General features: G+C 69.0%; 16 protein-coding genes. 10 read left to right on the top strand and 6 right to left on the bottom strand.

Translation table 11 applies throughout. The annotated features are described in order from the left end of the window. Window positions 1-13 precede the first annotated feature (13 nt). The 10 genes from uvrA to secG all read left to right on the top strand — a co-directional run bounded on the left by uvrA (window position 14) and on the right by secG (window position 12,024). Window positions 14-3,103, top strand: a complete 3,090-nt coding sequence (gene uvrA / locus J4Z35_RS01665; protein WP_235006158.1) for an excinuclease ABC subunit UvrA — start codon at window positions 14-16, stop codon at window positions 3,101-3,103. Further along, on the top strand, window positions 3,103-3,513 hold the full coding sequence (locus J4Z35_RS01660; RefSeq protein ID WP_040014672.1) for a Rieske (2Fe-2S) protein: 411 nt from the start codon (window positions 3,103-3,105) through the stop codon (window positions 3,511-3,513). The genes uvrA and J4Z35_RS01660 overlap by 1 nt, the downstream gene beginning before the upstream one ends. Further along, window positions 3,513-5,516, top strand: a complete 2,004-nt coding sequence (gene uvrC, locus J4Z35_RS01655; RefSeq protein WP_006945374.1) for an excinuclease ABC subunit UvrC — start codon at window positions 3,513-3,515, stop codon at window positions 5,514-5,516. Before J4Z35_RS01660 ends, uvrC begins: the two co-directional genes overlap by 1 nt. 17 nt (window positions 5,517-5,533) lie before the next feature. Further along, window positions 5,534-6,406 (top strand): RNase adapter RapZ, encoded by an 873-nt coding sequence (rapZ, locus tag J4Z35_RS01650; RefSeq protein ID WP_040014671.1) that lies wholly within the window; start codon window positions 5,534-5,536, stop codon window positions 6,404-6,406. Next, entirely contained in the window at window positions 6,403-7,386 is a 984-nt protein-coding gene (gene yvcK, locus J4Z35_RS01645; RefSeq protein WP_006945440.1) for a uridine diphosphate-N-acetylglucosamine-binding protein YvcK, read from the top strand. The genes rapZ and yvcK overlap by 4 nt, the downstream gene beginning before the upstream one ends. Before the next feature lie 85 nt (window positions 7,387-7,471). Next, window positions 7,472-8,449, top strand: coding sequence for a DNA-binding protein WhiA (gene whiA / locus J4Z35_RS01640; RefSeq protein WP_038570925.1), 978 nt, complete (start codon window positions 7,472-7,474; stop codon window positions 8,447-8,449). A 155-nt stretch (window positions 8,450-8,604) separates the two neighbouring features. Next, on the top strand, window positions 8,605-9,612 hold the full coding sequence (gene gap, locus J4Z35_RS01635; protein WP_040014658.1) for a type I glyceraldehyde-3-phosphate dehydrogenase: 1,008 nt from the start codon (window positions 8,605-8,607) through the stop codon (window positions 9,610-9,612). Window positions 9,613-9,624: 12 nt separating this feature from the next. Next, entirely contained in the window at window positions 9,625-10,821 is a 1,197-nt protein-coding gene (locus tag J4Z35_RS01630) for a phosphoglycerate kinase (protein WP_006945461.1), read from the top strand. An 89-nt stretch (window positions 10,822-10,910) separates the two neighbouring features. Beyond that, entirely contained in the window at window positions 10,911-11,705 is a 795-nt protein-coding gene (gene tpiA / locus J4Z35_RS01625; RefSeq protein ID WP_006945363.1) for a triose-phosphate isomerase, read from the top strand. A gap of 76 nt (window positions 11,706-11,781) precedes the next feature. Next, window positions 11,782-12,024 (top strand): preprotein translocase subunit SecG, encoded by a 243-nt coding sequence (gene secG / locus J4Z35_RS01620; RefSeq protein ID WP_006945467.1) that lies wholly within the window; start codon window positions 11,782-11,784, stop codon window positions 12,022-12,024. A 90-nt stretch (window positions 12,025-12,114) separates the two neighbouring features. Here the strand turns inward: secG and pgl are convergent, their stop codons facing one another. Genes pgl through tkt form a run of 6 tightly spaced genes read right to left on the bottom strand, consistent with a single transcriptional unit; the run spans window position 12,115 to window position 20,220 of the window. After that, the gene (pgl, locus tag J4Z35_RS01615; RefSeq protein ID WP_006945379.1) at window positions 12,115-12,843 is read right to left on the bottom strand and encodes a 6-phosphogluconolactonase; all 729 of its coding nucleotides are present in this window, start codon (window positions 12,841-12,843) and stop codon (window positions 12,115-12,117) included. After that, window positions 12,840-13,766 carry a glucose-6-phosphate dehydrogenase assembly protein OpcA gene (locus tag J4Z35_RS01610; protein ID WP_006945474.1) on the bottom strand — a complete coding sequence of 309 codons (927 nt, stop codon included), beginning with the start codon at window positions 13,764-13,766 and terminating at the stop codon, window positions 12,840-12,842. Before J4Z35_RS01610 ends, pgl begins: the two co-directional genes overlap by 4 nt. Further along, a complete protein-coding gene (gene zwf / locus J4Z35_RS01605; RefSeq protein WP_200829289.1) occupies window positions 13,763-15,319 on the bottom strand; it encodes a glucose-6-phosphate dehydrogenase in 1,557 nt (518 codons plus the stop codon). Before zwf ends, J4Z35_RS01610 begins: the two co-directional genes overlap by 4 nt. After that, on the bottom strand, window positions 15,316-16,947 hold the full coding sequence (locus J4Z35_RS01600) for a glucose-6-phosphate isomerase (protein ID WP_131941065.1): 1,632 nt from the start codon (window positions 16,945-16,947) through the stop codon (window positions 15,316-15,318). The genes zwf and J4Z35_RS01600 overlap by 4 nt, the downstream gene beginning before the upstream one ends. Beyond that, complete coding sequence (gene tal, locus J4Z35_RS01595) at window positions 16,944-18,065, bottom strand: transaldolase (protein ID WP_074039352.1); 1,122 nt, start codon at window positions 18,063-18,065, stop codon at window positions 16,944-16,946. The genes J4Z35_RS01600 and tal overlap by 4 nt, the downstream gene beginning before the upstream one ends. A 7-nt stretch (window positions 18,066-18,072) precedes the next feature. Next, window positions 18,073-20,220, bottom strand: coding sequence for a transketolase (gene tkt, locus J4Z35_RS01590; protein WP_208065316.1), 2,148 nt, complete (start codon window positions 20,218-20,220; stop codon window positions 18,073-18,075). Window positions 20,221-20,320: the final 100 nt, after the last annotated feature.

The raw sequence follows: 20,320 nt of genomic DNA, 5'->3' as shown, positions 1-20,320 counted from the left end.
TAGCATGGGGGACGTGCCGAAGATTCCAAGCAGCAGCAACGCCGTGGCCCCACGTCGCGGCCACGATCACCTTCTCGTGCGCGGCGCACGGGAGCACAACCTCAAGAACGTCTCGATCGAGATCCCGCGTGACGCGCTCGTCGTGTTCACCGGGCTGTCCGGCTCGGGCAAGTCGTCCCTCGCGTTCGACACGATCTTCGCCGAGGGCCAGCGCCGCTACGTCGAATCCCTGTCGGCGTACGCGCGTCAGTTCCTCGGTCAGATGGACAAGCCGGACGTCGACTTCATCGAAGGCCTCAGCCCCGCCGTCTCCATCGATCAGAAGAGCACGAACCGCAATCCGCGCTCGACGGTGGGCACGATCACGGAGGTCTACGACTACTTCCGTCTGCTCTTCGCCCGCGCCGGTCGCCCGCACTGCCCCGTCTGCGGCGCGCCGGTCGGCAGCCAGACGCCGCAGCAGATCGTCGACTCGATCCAGGAGCTACCGTCTGGCACCCGCTTCCAGGTGCTTGCACCCGTCGTGCGCGCCCGCAAGGGCGAGTACGTCGACCTGTTCGCCGAACTGCAGACGAAGGGCTTCTCCCGTGCCCGTGTCGACGGTGAGACGGTGACGCTGAGCGAACCGCCGACGCTGGAGAAGCAGAAGAAGCACACGATCGACGTCGTCGTCGACCGTCTCGTCGCGAAGGGGCCGGACGACCTCAGCGGCCGCCAGCGCCTCACCGACTCGGTCGAGACGGCCCTCGGCCTCGCGGACGGCCTCGTCGTCATCGAACGCGTCGTGCGCGAGGGCGCCGAGGACGCGCACGACGAGCTGCCGCTCGAGCGCCGTTACTCGGAGAAGCTCGCCTGCCCGAACGACCACGCGCTGTCGATGGACGCGATCGAGCCGCGTTCGTTCTCGTTCAACAGCCCGTTCGGTGCCTGCCCGGCCTGCACCGGTCTCGGCACCGAGCTGCGTGTCGACCCCGACCTCATCATCCCCGACGAGGACAAGACGCTGCGCGAGGGCGCGATCCTGCCGTGGGCGCAGGGCAGCGGTGCCGCCGACTATTTCGTCCGCGTCATGGGCGCGCTCGGCAAGGAGAGCGGGTTCGACCTCGACACCCCGTGGCGCGACCTGCCGGCCAAGGCGAAGACGATGCTGCTCGAGGGCAAGAACCACAAGGTTCACGTCACCTACCGCAACCGTTTCGGGCGTGAGCGCTCCTATTCGACGGGCTTCGAGGGCGTCATCCCGTTCGTCAAGCGTCGCCACACGGAGACGGAGTCGGAGTGGAGCCGTGAGCGCTACGAGGGCTACATGCGCGAGGTGCCATGCCCGACGTGCAACGGCGCACGCCTCAAGCCCGAGTCGCTGTCGGTGACGATCGGCGGCAAGTCGATCGCCGAGGTGTGCGCGCTGCCGATCTCGGAGTCCGCGCACTTCCTCGACGACGTCGACTTCACCTCGCGCGAGCGGCAGATCGCCGAGCGCGTCATCAAGGAGATCGCGGCGCGTCTCGGCTTCCTGCTCGACGTTGGCCTCGACTACCTCTCGCTCGACCGGCCCGCCGGCACGCTGTCGGGTGGCGAGGCGCAGCGCATCCGCCTCGCGACGCAGATCGGCTCAGGTCTCGTCGGCGTGCTCTACGTCCTCGACGAGCCGTCGATCGGTCTTCACCAACGTGACAACCACCGCCTCATCGAGACGCTGACGCGCCTGCGCGACCTCGGCAACACGCTCATCGTCGTCGAGCACGACGAGGACACGATCGCGACGGCCGACTGGATCGTCGACATCGGGCCCGGTGCCGGCGAGCACGGGGGAGAGGTCGTCTACTCCGGCCCGGTCAAGGGCTTGCTCGCGGAGAAGAAGTCCGTCACCGGCGGTTACCTCAGCGGCCGATTGTCCATCCCGGTGCCGCAGACGCGTCGCGGTCAGGACGGTCGCCGCCTCGTCGTCGAGGGAGCGCGTGAGCACACGCTCAAGGACATCGACGTCGCGTTCCCGCTGGGCAACCTCGTCGTCGTCTCCGGCGTGTCGGGGTCGGGCAAATCGACGCTCGTCAACGACATCCTCTACACGACGCTCGCGAACGACCTCAACGGCGCCCGCCAGGTCGCCGGGCGCCACAAGCGCGTCACCGGCACCGAACTGCTCGACAAGGTCGTCCACGTCGACCAGAGCCCCATCGGGCGCACGCCGCGGAGCAACCCGGCCACCTACACGGGCGTGTTCGACGCCATCCGCAAGCTCTTCGCAGAGACACAGGAGGCGAAGATCCGCGGCTACCAGCCGGGGCGCTTCTCCTTCAACGTCAAGGGCGGACGCTGCGAGGCATGTTCGGGTGACGGCACGCTGAAGATCGAGATGAACTTCCTGCCCGACGTGTACGTGCCGTGCGAGGTGTGCCACGGGGCGCGCTACAACCGCGAGACGCTCGAGGTGCACTTCAAGGGCAAGTCGATCGCCGAGGTGCTCGACATGCCGATCGAGGAGGCCGCTGAGTTCTTCGAAGCGGTGCCCGCGATCGCGCGTCACATGCGCACGCTCGTCGACGTCGGTCTCGGCTACGTCCGTCTCGGCCAGCCGGCGCCGACGCTGTCGGGTGGTGAGGCGCAGCGCGTCAAGCTAGCCGCGGAGCTGCAGAAGCGCTCGTCCGGCCGCACGATCTACGTCCTCGACGAGCCGACGACCGGTCTGCACTTCGAGGACATCCGCAAGCTGCTCGAGGTCATCCAGGGCCTCGTCGACAAGGGCAACACGGTCGTCGTCATCGAGCACAACCTCGACGTCATCAAGAGCGCCGACTGGGTCATCGACATGGGCCCCGAGGGTGGTTTCCGCGGCGGTGAGGTCGTCGCCGAGGGCACGCCAGAGCAGATCGCGCAGGTCGAGGCGAGCCACACGGGTCGCTTCCTGCGTCCGCTGCTCGAAGCCGCGGGCGTGACGCCGACGATCGTGGCGCAGAAGCCCGTCATCGACCCGCGCGCGGCGATGAAGAAGACCGCCGCGAAGAAGACGGCGAGCAAGCAGACCGCGGCCGGCAAGACGACCGCAAAGAACACGAGCGCCGCGCCGAGTGCGGCGAAGAAGACGACCCGGAAGAAGGCATGATGAGCGACCTCCAGGCACAGTTCACCCGCCGCAGCGCGATGACCGCGACGATCGCCGTGGCCGGCACCGGCATGCTCGCCGCGTGCGGCGGGGGCGACGACGAGGCCTCGACGAAGTCCGTCGACGCCACGATCGACGCGAGCAAGGTGAGCGTCGGCAGCGGCTTCGTCGACCGCGGCAACTCCATCGTCGTCACTCAGCCGACGAAGGGCACCTTCAAGGCGTTCACGTCCGTGTGCCCGCACCAGGGCTGCCAGGTCGGCGAGGTCACCGACAAGGCGATCGTCTGCCCCTGCCACGGCAGCCGCTTCGACCCGATGACGGGCGCCGTGCTCGCCGGCCCCGCGGACAAGCCGCTCGCCGAGAAGAAGGTCGAGGTCAAGGGCAGCCAGCTGCACGTGACCGGCTGATGGCAGACCCCCGCACCTACCGCCCCAAGACGGGCGACATCCCGACCGAACCCGGCGTCTACCGCTTCCGCGACCGCGACGGGCGCGTCATCTATGTCGGCAAGGCGAAGAACCTGCGCTCGCGCCTGAGCAACTACTTCCAGGATCTGCGGCTGCTGCACCCGCGCACGCGGACGATGGTGACGACGGCCGCCTCGGTGGAGTGGACGATCGTGCGCACCGAGGTCGAGGCGTTGCAGCTCGAGTACGCCTGGATCAAGGAGTTCGACCCGCGCTTCAACGTCAAGTACCGCGACGACAAGTCCTACCCCTACCTCGCGGTGACGATGTCCGACGCGGTGCCGCGCGCGCAGGTGATGCGCGGGCGCAAGCGTCCCGGCACTCGCTACTTCGGCCCGTTCACGCACGCGTGGGCGATCCGCGACACGCTCGATCAACTCATGCGCGTGTTCCCGATGCGCACGTGCAGCAACGGGGTCTACCGACGCGCCGAGGCGTCGGGTCGCCCGTGTCTGCTCGGGTACATCGACAAGTGCAGCGCGCCCTGCGTCGGCAAGGTCACCAAGGCCGAGCACCGTGAGATCGCCCAGGATTTCTGCGATTTCATGGCCGGCGATTCCGCGCGCTTCACCCGGGAGATCGAGCGACGCATGAAGGCTGCCGCCGCCGACCTCGACTTCGAACAAGCGGCGCGCTTGCGCGACGACCTCGGTGCCCTGGAGAAAGTGCTGCAGAAGTCGGCCGTCGTGTTCGACGACGCGACGGATGCCGACGTCTTCGGCGTCGCCGAGGACGACCTCGAGGCAGCCGTCCAGGTCTTCCACGTGCGCGGCGGCCGCATCCGGGGTCAGCGCGGCTGGGTCACCGACAAGGGCAGCGACGCCGGCGTCAACACCGCCGACCTCGTCGAGGCCATGCTGCTCGAGGTCTACGGCGACCTTCAGGGGCGCGACGACGTCCCGCGCGAGGTGCTCGTGCCGTCGCTGCCGCCCGATGTCGAGACGGTCAGCTCGTGGCTGCGCGAACGCCGCGGCAGCAACGTCGACGTCCGCGTGCCGCAGCGCGGCGACAAGCGCGAGCTCGCCGCGACGGTCGCGAAGAACGCCGAGCACGCGCTCGCGCGCCACAAGGTGAGCCGCGCGTCCGACCTGACGGCCCGCTCGCAGGCCCTCGAGGAGTTGCAGGAGAACCTCGGGCTGCCCGAGGCGCCGCTGCGCATCGAGTGCTTCGACATCTCGCACGTGCAGGGCACGAACGTCGTCGGTTCGATGGTCGTGTTCGAGGACGGTCTGCCCCGCAAGTCGGAGTACCGCCGCTTCATCGTCAACGGCATCGAGGGCGAGGATGGCACGCTGCGCAACGACGACGTCGCCGCGATGCACGAGGTGCTGACGCGGCGTTTCGCCCGGCTCGCGAAGGAGAGCGCCGACCTCGCGCCCGCGACGACCGGCGAGATCCCGGCGGACGCGGCGACCGCAGGCCCCTCCCTGCGTGACGAGAACGGCCGCATCAAGCGCTTCGCCTACCGTCCGCAGTTGCTCGTCGTCGACGGCGGACGCCCGCAGGTCGACGCCGCCGCGCGGGCCCTCGCCGACGTCGGGTTCGACGACATCCCCGTCGTCGGGCTCGCGAAGCGTCTCGAGGAGGTGTGGCTCGTCGACGACGACTACCCCGTCATCCTGCCGCGCACGAGCGAGGCCTTGTACCTGCTGCAGCGCGTGCGCGACGAGGCGCATCGCTTCGCGATCACCTTCCATCGCGAGCGGCGCTCGAAGTCGATGACGACGTCCGCGCTCGACGGCATCGCCGGGCTCGGCCCTGCCAAGCAGAAGGCGCTGCTCGCGCACTTCGGCTCGCTCAAGCGCATCCGCGCGGCGGACGCCGACGCGCTGTGCGAGGTCAAGGGCATCGGTCCGACGCTCGCCGAGACCATCGTGCGTTCGCTCCGGCAGGAGCAGGGCGAGCCAGCGGTTAACGTGATGACCGGAGAGGTCGTCGAATGAACGAGCGAGAGGCAGCCATGTCACACCCACCGCGCGCGGAGTTGATGATCGTCACCGGCATGAGCGGCGCCGGCCGCTCGACGGCCGCGAACGTGCTCGAGGATCAGGGCTGGTACGTCGTCGACAACCTGCCGCCTCAGCTGCTGCCCGACCTCGCCGGGCTCGTCGACGCGAGCGCGGAGGACGTCCCGCGCCTCGCCGCCGTCGTCGACGTCCGCAGCCGCGCGTTCTTCACCGACTTCCGCGCGGGCCTCGAACGTCTGCGTGACGACGGCTGGCGCCCGTCGGTCGTGTTCATGGACGCGACCGACGAGGCGCTCGTGCGCCGGTTCGAGTCGGTGCGCCGACCGCACCCGTTGCAGGGCGAGGGGCGCATGCTCGACGGCATCATCCGCGAACGTGAGATCTTGCGCGACCTGCGCTCGAACGCCGACATCCTCATCGACACGAGCGGTCTCAACGTCCACCAACTGTCGGCGAAGGTGCACGAGCTCGTCGGCGACACGGGCGGGCCGGCGTTGCGCGTCGCCGTCATGAGCTTCGGGTTCAAGTACGGCATCCCGCTCGACGCCGACCTCGTCTTCGACATGCGTTTCTTGCCGAACCCGTTCTGGAACCCGGAGCTGCGCCCGTTCAGCGGAAAGGACGAGGTCGTGCGTGATTTCGTCCTCGGTCAGCTGGGCGCCCGTGAGTTCCTCGACGGCGTCCTCGCGCTGCTCGAACCGATGACGCAGGGCTACCTGCGCGAGGGGCGCAGCTACGTCACGCTCGCCGTCGGCTGCACCGGCGGCAAGCACCGCAGTGTCGCGATGGCCGAGGAACTGGCGAAGCGCCTCGCCTCCGATCAGCTCGGGACCCTCGTCGTCCACCGTGATCTGGGGCGGGAGTGAAGCGCCCCGCGGTCGCGGCCCTCGGTGGGGGGCATGGCCTGTTCGCCTCGCTGGAGGCCCTGCGTCTCGTGACGGACAAGATCACCGCCATCGTCACCGTCGCCGACGACGGGGGCTCTTCGGGGCGCCTGCGCGAGGAGTACGACATCCTCCCGCCCGGCGACCTGCGCATGGCGCTGGCCGCTTTGTGCGACAACTCGCAGTGGGGCATCGCCTGGCGTGATGCGCTGCAGCATCGCTTCCCGGGCGAGGGCCCGCTCGGCGGGCACGCCCTCGGCAACCTGCTCATCGCGGGGCTGTGGGATTCGCTGGGAGACCCGATCCAGGGTCTCGACATGGTCGGGCGCCTGCTCAGCGCGCGCGGGCGCGTCCTGCCCATGTCGTTGCAGCCGTTGCGCATCGACGCCAAAGTCCGCGGCGCCGACCCCGCAGATCCGGACGGGGTGCGCGAGGTCTCCGGCCAGGTCGCGGTCGCGCAGACGCCGGGCACCGTGCTCAACCTGCGCCTGTTCCCCGACCCGCCGCAGCCGTGCCGCGAGGCGATCGACGCGGTGCTCGACGCCGACTGGGTCATCCTCGGGCCGGGCTCGTGGTTCACCTCCGTCATGCCGCACCTGCTCGTGCCCGACCTGCTCGACGCGCTCGTGCAGACGAAGGCGAAGCGGATGCTGACGCTCAACGTCCAGATGGACACGGGCGAGACCTCCGGTTTCTCGGCCAGCGATCACCTCGAGGTGCTCGCGGCCCATGCTCCGGCCCTTCACCTCGACGCGATCCTCGCCGACCCGGGCGTCGTCGGTGATGACGCCCGTGCCCGCGAGGCGCTCGAGTCGTCGGCGGCCGCGTTGGGCGCGAGCGTCGTCTACAAGCCGGTCGCCGACCAGGAGAGCGCCGGCGTCCACGACACCCTGCGCCTCGCGACGGCGTACCGCGACGTCATGGAATCGGCCGCCCGCGCCCAGGCGCGGCGTCGCGCGTGACCACCCGTTTGGGCCGGGTGCCACGCGTTCGGCACAATAGATCCTTCGTCCCGCAGGGCGATCGACGAGGAAGGTGCACGACGACATGGCGATGACGGCAGCGGTCAAGGACGAGCTGGCCCGGGTGGTGGTGACGCCGCAGCAGACCCGCAAGTCCGAGGTCGCGGCCATGCTGCGCTTCGCCGGCGGGCTGCACCTCGTCGCCGGGCGGGTCGTCGTCGAGGCGGAGCTCGACACCGGCGTCGCCGCGCGTCGTCTGCGTACGAACATCACGCAGCTCTACGGTCACACGAGCGAGCTCGCCGTCATGAGTGCCGGCGGCATCCGTCGTCAGACGACGTATCTCGTGCGCGTCGCCAAGCCCGAGCTCGCCGTGCAGACCGGCCTCGTCGATGCGAAGGGCCGCCCGGTGCGCGGGCTGCCGCCGAAGATCGTCAACGGCACCCTCGACGACGCCGCCGCCGCGTGGCGCGGCGCGTTCATCGCCCACGGTTCGCTCACCGAGCCGGGCCGTTCGTCGTCGCTGGAGATCACCTGTCCCGGTTCCGAAGTCGCCCTCGCCCTCGTCGGCGCGGCGCGCCGGCTGGGTGTGCCCGCAAAGGCGCGTGAGGTGCGCGGCGTCGACCGCGTCGTCATCCGTGACGGCGAGGCGATCGGCGCGATGCTCACCCACATGGGCGCCGAGGACGCGCGCCTCGTGTGGGAGGAACGCCGCATGCGCCGTGAGGTGAGGGCCACCGCGAACCGTCTCGCGAACTTCGACGACGCCAACCTGCGCCGTTCGGCGCGCGCTGCCGTCGCCGCGGGCAGCCGCGTCGCGCGGGCGATGGAGATCCTCGGCGAGGACGTGCCCGATCATCTTCGTCAGGCCGGTGAGTTGCGCATCGAGCACAAGGAGGCGAGCCTCGAGGAGCTCGGCGCCCTGGCCGACCCACCGATGACGAAGGACGCCGTCGCCGGACGCATCCGCCGGCTGCTCGCGATGGCCGACAAGCGCGCCGCCGATCAGGGCATCCCCGGCACCGACGCGAACCTCACGCCCGACATGCTCGAGGACGACTGACCCTGCCGCGCCCCGGTCAGCGGCCTGACTGACCGGTAACCTGCCCCGCGGTGCCCCGCGGCCCGCCTGCGTGTCATAGGGTGGAGGTGTTGAAAGACCTCGCGCCTTTCTGGGCGCGTGAGCACTCGATTCCTAGGGAAGGGCAGGGTCCTCAAGTGACCGTCCGCGTTGGTATCAATGGCTTTGGCCGCATCGGCCGCAACTTCTTTCGGGCCGTGAAGGCCTCGGGCGCAGACGTCGAGATCGTGGCGGTGAACGACCTCACCGACAACAAGACGCTCGCCAACCTCCTCAAGTACGACTCGATCCTCGGCCGTTTCGACGGCGAGGTCTCCTACGACGAGGACTCCCTCACGGTCGACGGCAAGAAGATCGCCGCGTTCGCCGAGAAGGATCCGGCGAAGCTCGACTGGGCCTCGGTCGGCGCCGACGTCGTCATCGAGTCCACCGGTTTCTTCACGGACGCCGAGAAGGCCAAGGCGCACCTCACCGGTGGCGCGAAGAAGGTCATCATCTCCGCCCCGGCGAAGAACGAGGACATCACGATCGTCATGGGCGTCAACGACGACCAGTACGACGCGTCGAAGCACACGATCATCTCGAACGCCTCGTGCACGACGAACTGCCTCGCCCCGATGGCCAAGGCTCTCAACGACGGCCTCGGCATCGAGCGTGGCCTCATGACGACGATCCACGCCTACACGGGTGACCAGCGTCTGCACGACGCGCCGCACAGCGACCCGCGTCGCGCCCGCGCCGCCGCGATCAACATCGTTCCGACCTCGACGGGTGCCGCCAAGGCCGTCGCGCTGGTGCTGCCGGAGCTCAAGGGCAAGCTCGACGGTTACGCGCTGCGTGTGCCGACCCCCACAGGCTCGGCGACCGACCTGACGTTCGAGGCTCCGCGCGAGACGACCGTCGAAGAGGTCAACGAGATCGTCAAGAAGGCCGCGAGCGAGGGCCCGCTCAAGGGTTACCTGCAGTACACCGAGGACCCGCTGGTCTCGACGGACATCGTCACTGACCCGGCCTCCTGCATCTTCGACTCCGGTCTGACGAAGGTCATCGGCAACCAGGTCAAGGTCGTCGGCTGGTACGACAACGAGTGGGGTTACTCCAACCGCCTCGTCGACCTGACCACGCTCGTCGGCTCCTCCCTCTGATCGGGGTCAGGCGTGAAGTCCATCAGCGATCTGGGTGATCTGCGCGGCAAGACAGTGTTGCTGCGCAGCGACCTCAACGTCCCGCTCGACGGTTCGACGATCACCGACGACGGCCGCATCCGCGCATCGGTCCCGACGATCCAGGAGCTGACGAAGGCCGGCGCTCGCGTCGTCGTCGTCGCGCACCTGGGCCGCCCCAAGGGCGAGCCGGAGGCGAAGTACTCGCTGCAGCCCGTCGTCGGGCGCCTGTCGGAACTGCTCGGTCAGGACGTGGCGTTCGCCACCGACACGGTCGGCGACTCGGCGCGTTCCACGGTCGAATCCCTCGGTGACGGCGACGTCGCCCTGCTCGAGAACCTGCGCTTCAACGTTGGCGAGACGAGCAAGGACGAGGCCGAGCGCAAGAAGTTCGCCGAGCAGCTCGCGTCACTGGCGGACGTGTTCGTCTCCGACGGCTTCGGTGTGGTGCACCGCAAGCAGGCGTCCGTCTACGACGTGGCGCAGCTGCTGCCGTCGGCGATGGGTGGGCTCGTCAAGACCGAGGTCGAGGTGCTGAAGCAGCTCACCGAGAACCCGAAGCGTCCGTACGCCGTGGTCCTCGGTGGCGCGAAGGTCGCCGACAAGCTGGCCGTCATCGAGAACCTCATGCAGACCGCGGATCGGCTGCTCATCGGCGGCGGGATGGTGTTCACCTTCCTCGCGGCCGAGGGGCACGAGGTCGGCAAGAGCCTGCTCGACACCGAGCAGATCGAGACGGTCAAGGGCTACATCGCGAAGGCCAAGGAGCTGGGCGTCGAGATCGTGCTGCCGAGCGACGTCGTCGTCGCGCCGGAGTTCGCGGCCGACAAGGGCCACGAGGTCGTCTCGATCGACGCGATCCCGGCCGACCAGATGGGTCTCGACATCGGCCCGGAGTCGGCGAAGCTGTACGCGAGCAAGCTGACGGACTGCAAGACGGTGTTCTGGAACGGCCCGATGGGCGCGTTCGAGATGGAGCCGTTCGCCGCCGGGACGAAGGCTGTCGCGCAGGCGCTCGTCGAGGCCACCGAGAACGGTGCCCTCACCGTCGTCGGTGGTGGCGACTCGGCCGCCGCCGTGCGTCAGCTCGGCTTCTCCGACGATCAGTTCGGGCACATCTCCACCGGTGGTGGGGCGAGCCTCGAATACCTCGAGGGCAAGGAACTGCCGGGGATCTCCGTGCTCGGCTGATCTGACCTCCACAGCTGCGAGCCCCGCCTCCGTCGCTTCGGCGGGGGCGGGGTTCGCGGTATCCGATCAACGTGAAAGGGGAAGCCGGCATGGCTTCGACGAAGAACACGCGCACGCCGCTCATGGCGGGCAACTGGAAGATGAACCTCGACCACCTCGCGGGCACTCACCTCGTGCAGAAGCTCGCGTGGGGCCTGGAGGACAAGCGCCACGACTTCGGGGCCGTCGAGGTCGCCATCCTGCCGCCGTTCACCGATCTGCGTTCGGTGCAGACGCTCGTCGACGGCGACAAGCTCAAGCTCGTCTACGGCGCACAGGATCTGTCGCAGCATGACGAGGGCGCGTACACCGGTGAGATCTCGGGCGCATTCCTCGCGAAGCTCGGCTGCACCTACGCGTGCGTCGGTCACAGCGAGCGCCGTCAGTACCACGGTGAGACGGACGAGATCGTCCGCGCGAAGGTCGAGGCCGCGTACCGTCACGGCCTCACGCCGATCCTGTGCGTCGGTGAGCCGCTCGAGGTCCGTCAGGCGGGCGAGCACGTCGAGCACTGCGTCGCCCAGGTGCGCGCCGCCGTCGCCGGTCTCACGCCCGAGCAGGCGTCGACGCTCGTCGTCGCCTACGAGCCCGTGTGGGCCATCGGCACCGGCGAGGTCGCGACGCCCGCCGACGCTCAGGAGGTGTGCGCCGCCGTCCGCGTCGCCCTCGCCGACGCGTTCGACCAGGAACTCGCGAACAAGGTCCGCGTTCTCTACGGCGGCTCGGTGAAGCCGGGCAACGTCGCGGAGATCATGGCCGGGGACGACGTGGACGGTGCCCTCGTCGGCGGCGCGTCGCTCGTCGCTGACGACTTCATCGGCATCTGCACCTACCAGAACGCCTGAGGCTCGGGCACGCGGTACGCTGGGGGCTGATTTCGCGCGGGCTCACGCCCGCCCCGTCGTGAGGTGAGATTTCTTCGTGGACATTGTCAAGATCCTGCTGCAGGGCCTGCTCGTGCTGAGCAGCCTGTTTCTCGTGCTGTTGATCCTCATGCACAAGGGCAGCGGCGGCGGTCTGTCCGACATGTTCGGCGGTGGCTCCGGCGCCAACCTCGGCGGATCCTCGCGCGCTGAGCGCAACCTCAACCGCATCACCGTCGGCGCTGCGACGATCTGGATCCTCGCCATCATCGGCTTGGGGCTCGTCGAACGCTTCAACTGACGGATTCCATCGGCGCCCATGAGCGCCGACGCGACGAAGCTCGTCATCTCCAGCGGGAGGTGACGAGCTTCGTCGCGTTGGATGGGTGCTTCAGGCGCCGGGCCCGGCTGCCGCCTCGTCGAGCCACCAGATCGTGCGTTCGCGTCCGTGTACGCCGGAGGCCGGGTGAGCGGTTCGATCCGTCGAAGTCGACGCGGCGCGCACCGCGTCTGCCTTGTCGGCCCCTGCGATCATGAGCCACACCTCGCGCGCCGCGTTGAGCGCAGGGAAGGTGAGGCTGATGCGCTGCGGCGGCGGCTTGGGGGAGTCGTTCTCCGCCACGACGCTCGTGTCGTCGACGCGTGTCGTCGCGTGCCCGGGAAACAGGGACGCCACGTGCGTGTCCGGACCCATCCCGAGCATGACGACGTCGAACCGTGGCGCCACCGTGGCCAGCTCGTCGCGGTAACGCGCAACGGCCGCGTCGAGGTCGTCACCGTCCGGGCCGTCCGACGCCGCCATGGCGTGCACGTTCGCCGCGGGCACGCCGACGACGTCGATGAGCACCACCCGAGCCTGCGTCTCGTTGCGCTCGGCGTCCCCCGCGGGCAGGAACCGTTCGTCGCCCCACCACAGGTGCACGTGCGCCCAGTCGATGTCGTCGAGGGAGGCGAGAGCTCGCGCACTCGCCTCACCCATCGACCCGCCCGTCAGGACGACGTGGGCGACGCCCCGGGAGGCCACCGCGTCGGCGATGACCTCCCGCAGGCGTTCGGCGATCGCGTCGGCCAGATCAGCCTTCGTCGCCGCCACGCGTCGTTCGACGTTCGCAGCGCTCACGCGTCGTCCTCGGCGGCGAGCTTCGGCAGGCCGCGCACGAGGGCGTCACGGTAGACCTCGTCCTTGTCGAGGCGCCGCAGCTCCTCGGCGAGGGATGCGACCGCGTCCGGGCGCTGCAGCGCCATCTGACGGTCCGGCTGGCCGGGCTGGCTCAGGATCGCCTGCTCACCGTGACGCGTCAGCAGGATCGGGCCGGAAGCACGCTCCAGCTCGACGCTGATGAGGCCCAGACCGGGTTCACCGAGTCGACGCTCGACCGGGCAGCCGAGTTCGACGCCGAGCCAGCCGCCGAGCAGGTCGGTGGAGGCCGAGTCGCTCGCTCCGGTGACGATGACCTTCGTGACCGGCTCGTACGGCGGCACGTCGAGTGCCCCCGCGAGCAGGCCGCGCCAGCGCGTCGTCCGGGCCCACGCCATGTCCGTGTCGCCGGCGGTGTAGTGCATCGCGCGGCGCAGGATCTCGCTGCGCGGGTCGGCCGACAGCGACGCGTCGGTGATGCGACGCTGCGCCATCCGACCGATCGGGGTCTCACCGATGTTCTCGTCGGCCTCCATCGGCCACCACGCGACGACGGGGGAGTCGGCGAGCAGTAGTGGCGTCAGGGCCGACGCGCCGTGCTGCGCGAGGTCACCGTGCAGACGCAGCACGATGATCTCGGATGCACCGGCGTCGCCGCCGAGACGGATCTCGGCGTCGAGCCACGCGTCGGCGGCATCCGGGTCGGCGACGAGCGCGATGATGCGACTCGGGTGCAGACGCGTGGCCTCCGCCGCGACGTGCAGCGACTCCTCGACGTCCTCACCGCGGCAGACGGCGACGAGCGTCATGACACGCCCGATCGTCATCGAGCCGACCTCGTTGCGCAGTTGGACGAGCTTCTTGGAGATCTCCGTCGTCGACGTCTTGTCCAGGTTGACGATCACGGCATCCTCCAGTGGCGTCCGTCGCGGGCCATCATGTCGTCAGAGCTCTGCGGCCCCCACGTGCCCGACTCGTACTGATCGGGCTGCGCATCCAGCGAGGCCCAGAAGTTCTCGATCGGGTCGAGGATCTTCCACGACAACTCGACCTCTTCGTGCCGCGGGAACAACGGCGGATCGCCGAGCAGCACGTCGAGGATGAGACGTTCGTACGCCTCCGGGCTCGAGTCGGTGAACGCCGAGCCGTAGCCGAAGTCCATCGTCACGTCGCGCACCTCGAAGCCGTTCGAGCCCGGAATCTTGGAACCGAACCGCATCGTGACGCCCTCGTCGGGCTGCACCCGGATGACGATGGCGTTGCGGCCGAGCTCCTCGGTCTGGTTCTCGTCGAACGGGGTCACCGCGTTCTTGAATACGACGGCGATCTCGGTGACGCGCTTGCCGAGTCGCTTGCCGGTGCGCAGGTAGAACGGCACACCCGCCCAACGCCGCGTGTTGATGCCGAGCTTGACGGCGGCGTACGTCTCGGTCTGCGAGTCGGGCTTGATGCCCTCCTCCTGCAAGAAGCCGGGCACCTTCTCCGCGCCCTGCCAGCCCTCGGCGTACTGCCCGCGAGCCGTCGAGGCCGCGAGATCCTGCGGCAGCTTCACCGCGGCGAGCACCTTCTCCTTCTCCGTGCGCAGATCCTTCGCGTCGAAGGTCAGCGGCTGCTCCATCGCCGTGATGGCGAGCAGCTGGAGCAAGTGGTTCTGGATGACGTCGCGCGCCGCCCCGATGCCGTCGTAGTAGCCCGCGCGGCCACCGATGCCGATGTCCTCGGCCATGGTGATCTGCACGTGGTCGACGTGGTTGTTGTTCCAGATCGGCTCGAACATCTGGTTGGCGAAACGGAACGCCAGGATGTTCTGCACCGTCTCCTTGCCGAGGTAGTGATCGATCCGGAAGATCGAGTCGGGCGGGAAGACGCTCTCGACGATCGCGTTGAGCTCGCGCGCGCTCTCGAGGTCGTGCCCGAAGGGCTTCTCGATGACGACGCGGCGCCACGCGTCCGGCTTCGTCTCGCTCGGCTTCGTCAGGCCGGCCGTCTCGAGCTGCTCGCAGACCTGCGCGAACGATCCCGGGGGGATCGACAGGTAGAAGGCCGTGTTGCCCTCGGTGCCGCGGCTGTCCTCGAGTTCCTTGAGCGTCTTCGCCAGGTTCTCGAAGGCGGAGGCGTCGTCGAAGGTGCCCTGGACGAAACGGATGCCGTCGGCGAGGTTGGTCCAGACCTCCTCGTCGTAGCCCGTGCGCGCACGCTCCTTGACCGACTCCTTGACGATCTGCATGAAGTCCTGGTCCTCCCAGTCACGTCGGGCGAAGCCGACGAGGGAGAAACCGGGTGGCAGCAGACCACGGTGGAACAGGTCGTAGATGGCCGGCATGAGCTTCTTGCGGGCGAGGTCACCCGTGACGCCGAAGAGCACGACGCTGCAGGGCCCGGCGATGCGGGGCAGGCGCTTGTCCTCCTTGGAACGCAGGGGGTTGTGGCCCTTGGAGATCTCCGTCGGCGGCGTCACCGAGCCTCGCCTCCGGACATCTTCGTCAGGGCCGCGACGACCTGCTTCAGGCCCGCGTCGTGGTCGGCGAGGTGCAGCCGCAGGACGGGCCGGCCGTGGTCGGCGAGGACGGAGGCGTCACCACCGGCCTGCGCATCGCAGAACTGCCCGAAGGTGAAGTCGCGCCCGGGCACGGCGAGATCCTCGCCGGGGACGGTCGTGATCTGCAGGTACACACCGTTCGCCGGGCCGCCCTTGTGGTACTGGCCGGTCGAGTGCAGGAAGCGCGGGCCCCACCCGAAGGTGACGGGTCGTTCCAGCGCACTCTGCAGCGGCGCGCGCGTCGCGGCCAGCTCGGTGTCGGCGAGACGGTCGAGGTAGGCCATGACGGCGAGGTAACCCGTCGGCGTCAGCTGTGCGACGAGCGCCTGGAGCGCCGCATCGAGCGTGTCGGCGCCCGCGAGGAAGTCGGGGCCCGCCGTGCGAACCTCAACGGCGCCGTCGACGAACGCAGGAGCATCAGCGGCGCCCATGCCCGCGTCGAGCAGTTCGCGCGCCGCGGCCTTCGCCGACTCGACGTCCGGCTGGTCGAACGGGTTGATGCCGATGAGGCGGCCGGCGACGGCCGTCGCGACCTCCCACAGCAGCATCTGCGCGCCCAGCGAACCCGAGACGGTCGTGACGGAGTCGCCCTCAGGGGTGCGCTCGTCGTCCTCGGCCGTGAGCAGGACCAGGTTCTCGTCCGCGGCGAGGCTCGAGGGCTCGTCACGCCCGACGACGACGGGCAGCAGGCCCTTGCCGTCCTTGCCCGTCGACTCGGCGATGAGCTGCTCGATCCAGTCACCGAAGCCCGGGATCTGCGTCCCGGCGTCGGCGAGGATCACCTTGTCGCGCAGGGGAGAGGTGCCCCCGAGCACGGCGCCCAGCTGTAGGCCCGGGTTGGCCCCGTCGTCCTCGGCGAGCAGGTCCGTGACGGACTCGGCCTCGTCGAGCAGGGCCTCGACGTCCGCGCCGGCGAGGCCGGAGGGGACGAGACCGAAGGCGGTGAGAGCCGAGTAGCGCCCGCCGACGTTCGGGTCGGCGTTGACGACGGTGAAGCCGCCGGCACGCGAGCTCTCGTCGAGCGGCGAACCCGGGTCGGTGACGATGACGATGCGCTCGGTCGGGTCGATGCCCGCGTCCTCGAACGCCTGCTCATACACGCGACGCTGGCTGTCGGTCTCGACCGTCGAGCCCGACTTCGACGAGACGACGACGAGGGTGTGCTCGAGGTCCTCGGCGAGGGCGGTGCGCACCATGTCGGGCTGGGAGGAGTCGAGCACGACGAGCGGAACACCCGCGGTCGCGCAGATGACCTCCGGCGCGAGCGACGAACCGCCCATGCCGCACAGGACGACGCGAGTCAGGCCCTGGGAGGTGAACTTCTCGCGCAGCGCGTCGATCTCACCGACGAGAGGACGGGATGAGCGGGCGAGGCCCACCCAGGACAGTCGTTTCGCGGCTTCGGACTCGGCGTCGGAACCCCACAGCGTGGGATCCTGCGCGAAGAGTCGGCTCGCGAACTTCTCGGCGACGAGCGCCGGGACGGCAGCGTCGATCGCTGCCGCCCCGGCACCCACGGTGCCGAGGCTGACACCGGAGGAGGTCACTTGTTCTCGCCTGCCTTCTCGAGTTCGGAACGGACGGAGCCGAGCAGCTCTTCCCAGGACTTCTCGAACTTGTCGAGGCCCTCGGTCTCGAGCTTGTCGACGACGTCGGCGTAGGAGACGCCGGCGTGCTCGAGGGCGTCCATCGTCGCCTTCGCCTCGTCGTAGGTGCCGGAGATGCGGTCGCCCTCGACCGTGCCGTGGTCGGCGAGCGCGGCGAGCGTCTTCGGCGGCATCGTGTTGACCGTGTTCGGCGCGGCGAGCTCGGTCACGTACAGCGTGTCCGGCAGGCTCGGGTCCTTGACGCCCGTCGAGGCCCACAGGGGACGCTGCACGTGCGCGCCGTCGTCGGCGAGGGTCTGCCAGCGCGGCGTCGAGAAGACCTCCTCGAACGCCTGGTAGGCGAGGCGCGCGTTGGCGATGCCGGCCTTCGACTTGAGGGCCTTCGCCTCGTCGGTGCCGACGGCGTCGAGACGCGCGTCGAACTCGGTGTCGACGCGGCTGACGAAGAAGGAGGCGACGGAGCGGATCTTCGACAGGTCCTTGCCGTTCTCACGGGCCTGTTCGAGGCCGGTGAGGAAGGCGTTCATGACGCCGCGGTAGCGGTCGAGGGAGAAGATCAGCGTGACGTTGACGCTGATGCCCTCGGCGAGCACGGCGCTGATCGCGGGCAGACCCTCGACCGTCGCCGGGATCTTGATCATGCAGTTCTCGCGCCCGATCGTCTCCCACAGCTGCTTCGCCATGGTGACGGTGCCCTCGGTGTCGCGCGCCATGCGCGGGTCGACCTCGATGGAGACGCGCCCGTCCTCACCGTTCGTCGCGTCGTAGACGGGGCGCAGGATGTCGCACGCGGCCATGACGTCCTTCGTCGTGATCGCGAAGACGGCCTCGTCGACGCCCTGGCCGGCTGCTGCCAGCTCGGCGACCTGCTCGTTGTAGGCGGAGCCGTCGGACAGGGCCGTCGCGAAGATCGTCGGGTTCGAGGTGACACCGACGACGTTGTTCGTCTCGACGAGCTTCGACAGCTCGTCACCGGTGACCATCGGACGGTTGAGGTCGTCGAGCCAGATGGAGACGCCCGCGTCGGACAGGGCCTGGGTGTTGGCGTTCTGAGTCATGGATGAATCACTTTCCTTCGACAGCTGCGATGGATGCTTCGGCGGCCTCGACGACCTTCGCGGGCGTGAAACCGAACTCGGTGAAAAGCGTCTTGGCGTCGGCCGAGGCGCCGAAGTGGTCGATGCCGACGACACGACCGTCCGTGCCGACGATGTCGTACCAGCTCATCGGGTGGCCTGCTTCCACGGCGACGCGCGCCTTGATGTTCTTCGGCAGCACGCTCTCCTTGTAGGAGTCGTCCTGTGCGTCGAACCACTCGCGGCACGGCATGGAGACCACACGGGTGGCAACACCCTTGGCCTCGAGTTCCTTCCGCGCCTCGACGGCGAGCGACAGCTCCGACCCCGTGGCGACGAGGATGATGTTCGGCTCGCCCTCGCTGTCGGCGAGAACGTAGCCGCCCTTGGTGGTGCCCTCGGCGGATGCGAACTCGGAGCGGTCGAGCGTCGGCAGCTCCTGACGGCTCAAGATGAGGCCGGTCGGGGCATCCGTCGTCTCGAGGATCTTCTTCCACGCCTGAGCCGTCTCGTTCGCGTCACCGGGGCGCACGACGTTGAGGTTCGGGATGGCGCGCAGCGCGCTCAGGTGCTCGATCGGCTGGTGCGTCGGGCCGTCCTCACCGACGCCGATCGAGTCGTGCGTCCACACGAACGTCGACGGGATCTGCTGGATGGCGGCGAGGCGCACCGCGGGGCGCATGTAGTCGGAGAACACGAGGAACGTGCCGCCGTAGGCGCGCGTCAGGCCCTCGAGCTCGATGCCGTTGAGGATCATGCCCATGGCGTTCTCGCGGATGCCGAAGTGCAGCGTACGGCCGTACGGGTTGCCCTTCCACGTGCTCGTCGAACGCTCCTCGGGGATGAACGACGGCTGATTGTCCATCGTCGTGTTGTTCGAGCCGGCGAGGTCGGCGCTACCGCCCCACAGCTCGGGCACGACGTCGGCGAGTGCGTTGAGCACCTTGCCGGACGCGGCGCGGGAGGCGATGCCCTTGGCGTCGGCCTCGAAGACCGGGAGGGCCTCGTCGAAGTTCGCCGGCAGCTTCTTGGCCTGGACGCGCTCGAGCAGCTTCGCCGCCTCGGGGTTGGCCGACTTCCACGCGTCGAACTTCTTCGTCCACTCGGCGTGAGCGGCCTGTCCGCGCTGGATCGCCTTGCGGGTGTGCGCGATGACGGCGTCGTCGACCTCGAAGGTCTGCTCCGGGTCGAAGCCGAGCAGCTCCTTCGTCGCCTTGATCTCGTCGTCACCGAGCGCGGAACCGTGGGCCTTGCCCGTGTTCTGCTTCGTCGGCGCGGGGTAGGCGATGATCGTGCGCAGGATGACGATGGAGGGCTTGTCCGTGACCTTCTTGCCCTCTTCGATCGCCTCGAACAGCGCGTCGACGTCCTCGGTGTACTTGCCGCCGTCCTTCGCGGAGGCGCGCCAGTCGACGACGCGCACGTCCCAGCCGTACGACTCGTAGCGCTTGGCGACGTCCTCGGAGAAGGAGACGTTCGTGTCGTCCTCGATCGAGATGTAGTTCTCGTCATAGACGAGGGTCAGGTTGCCGAGCTGCTGGTGACCGGCCAGGGAGCTGGCCTCGGCCGTCACACCCTCCATGATGTCGCCGTCGGAGGCGATGACGTAGACGTGGTGGTCGAACGGCGACTCGCCGGCCGGCGTCTTCGGGTCGTACAGGCCCTTCTGACGGCGCTGCGCCATCGCCATGCCGACGGCGGAGGCGAGGCCCGATCCGAGCGGGCCCGTCGTGATGTCGACGCCCTTGGTGTGGTGCACCTCGGGGTGGCCGGGGGTCTTCGAACCCCACGTGCGAAGCGCCTTCAGGTCGTCGAGCTCGAGGCCCGAACCGGACAGGTAGAGCTGGACATACTGCGTGAGCGAGGAGTGACCGCAGGACAGGACGAAACGGTCGCGGCCGATCCACTCGGTGTCGGTGGGGTCGTACGTCATGAGGTTCTGGTAGATGAGGTAGGCGACGGGTGCCAGGCTCATCGCGGTGCCAGGGTGGCCGTTGCCGACCTTCTGGACAGCGTCGGCGGCCAGCAGGCGGGCCGTGTCGACGGCCCGGACGTCGATGTCGCTCCAGCCGGCCTTGTCAGCCTTCGGCAGGGCGAGTGCGTCGGAACGCTCGGGGGTGGACTGATCCGTGGTCACGGGTCTGGCTCCTTCGTGTCGGAATCGAACTCGAGGCGAGCCTAGTCCTCGTCGAGGTCGCGAGTCACCCTGAGTAGACTGGCCTGAGACGGACCCTCGT

Source organism: Dermacoccus sp. NHGro5, assembly GCF_017565385.1.
GTDB classification, from domain to species: domain Bacteria; phylum Actinomycetota; class Actinomycetes; order Actinomycetales; family Dermatophilaceae; genus Dermacoccus; species Dermacoccus nishinomiyaensis.
The sequence above is the reverse complement of the archived record's forward strand: the minus strand, read 5'-3'. Positions and strand labels throughout refer to the sequence as shown.

Bases quoted from the DNA above. Each gene is read 5' to 3' on its own strand.
- J4Z35_RS01660 (WP_040014672.1), top strand. From the start codon at position 3,103: ATGAGCGACCTCCAGGCACAGTTCACCCGCCGCAGCGCGATGACCGCG.
- uvrC (WP_006945374.1), top strand. From the start codon at position 3,513: ATGGCAGACCCCCGCACCTACCGCCCCAAGACGGGCGACATCCCGACC.
- rapZ (WP_040014671.1), top strand. From the start codon at position 5,534: ATGTCACACCCACCGCGCGCGGAGTTGATGATCGTCACCGGCATGAGC.
- whiA (WP_038570925.1), top strand. From the start codon at position 7,472: ATGGCGATGACGGCAGCGGTCAAGGACGAGCTGGCCCGGGTGGTGGTG.
- tpiA (WP_006945363.1), top strand. From the start codon at position 10,911: ATGGCTTCGACGAAGAACACGCGCACGCCGCTCATGGCGGGCAACTGG.
- tal (WP_074039352.1), bottom strand. From the start codon at position 18,065: ATGACTCAGAACGCCAACACCCAGGCCCTGTCCGACGCGGGCGTCTCC.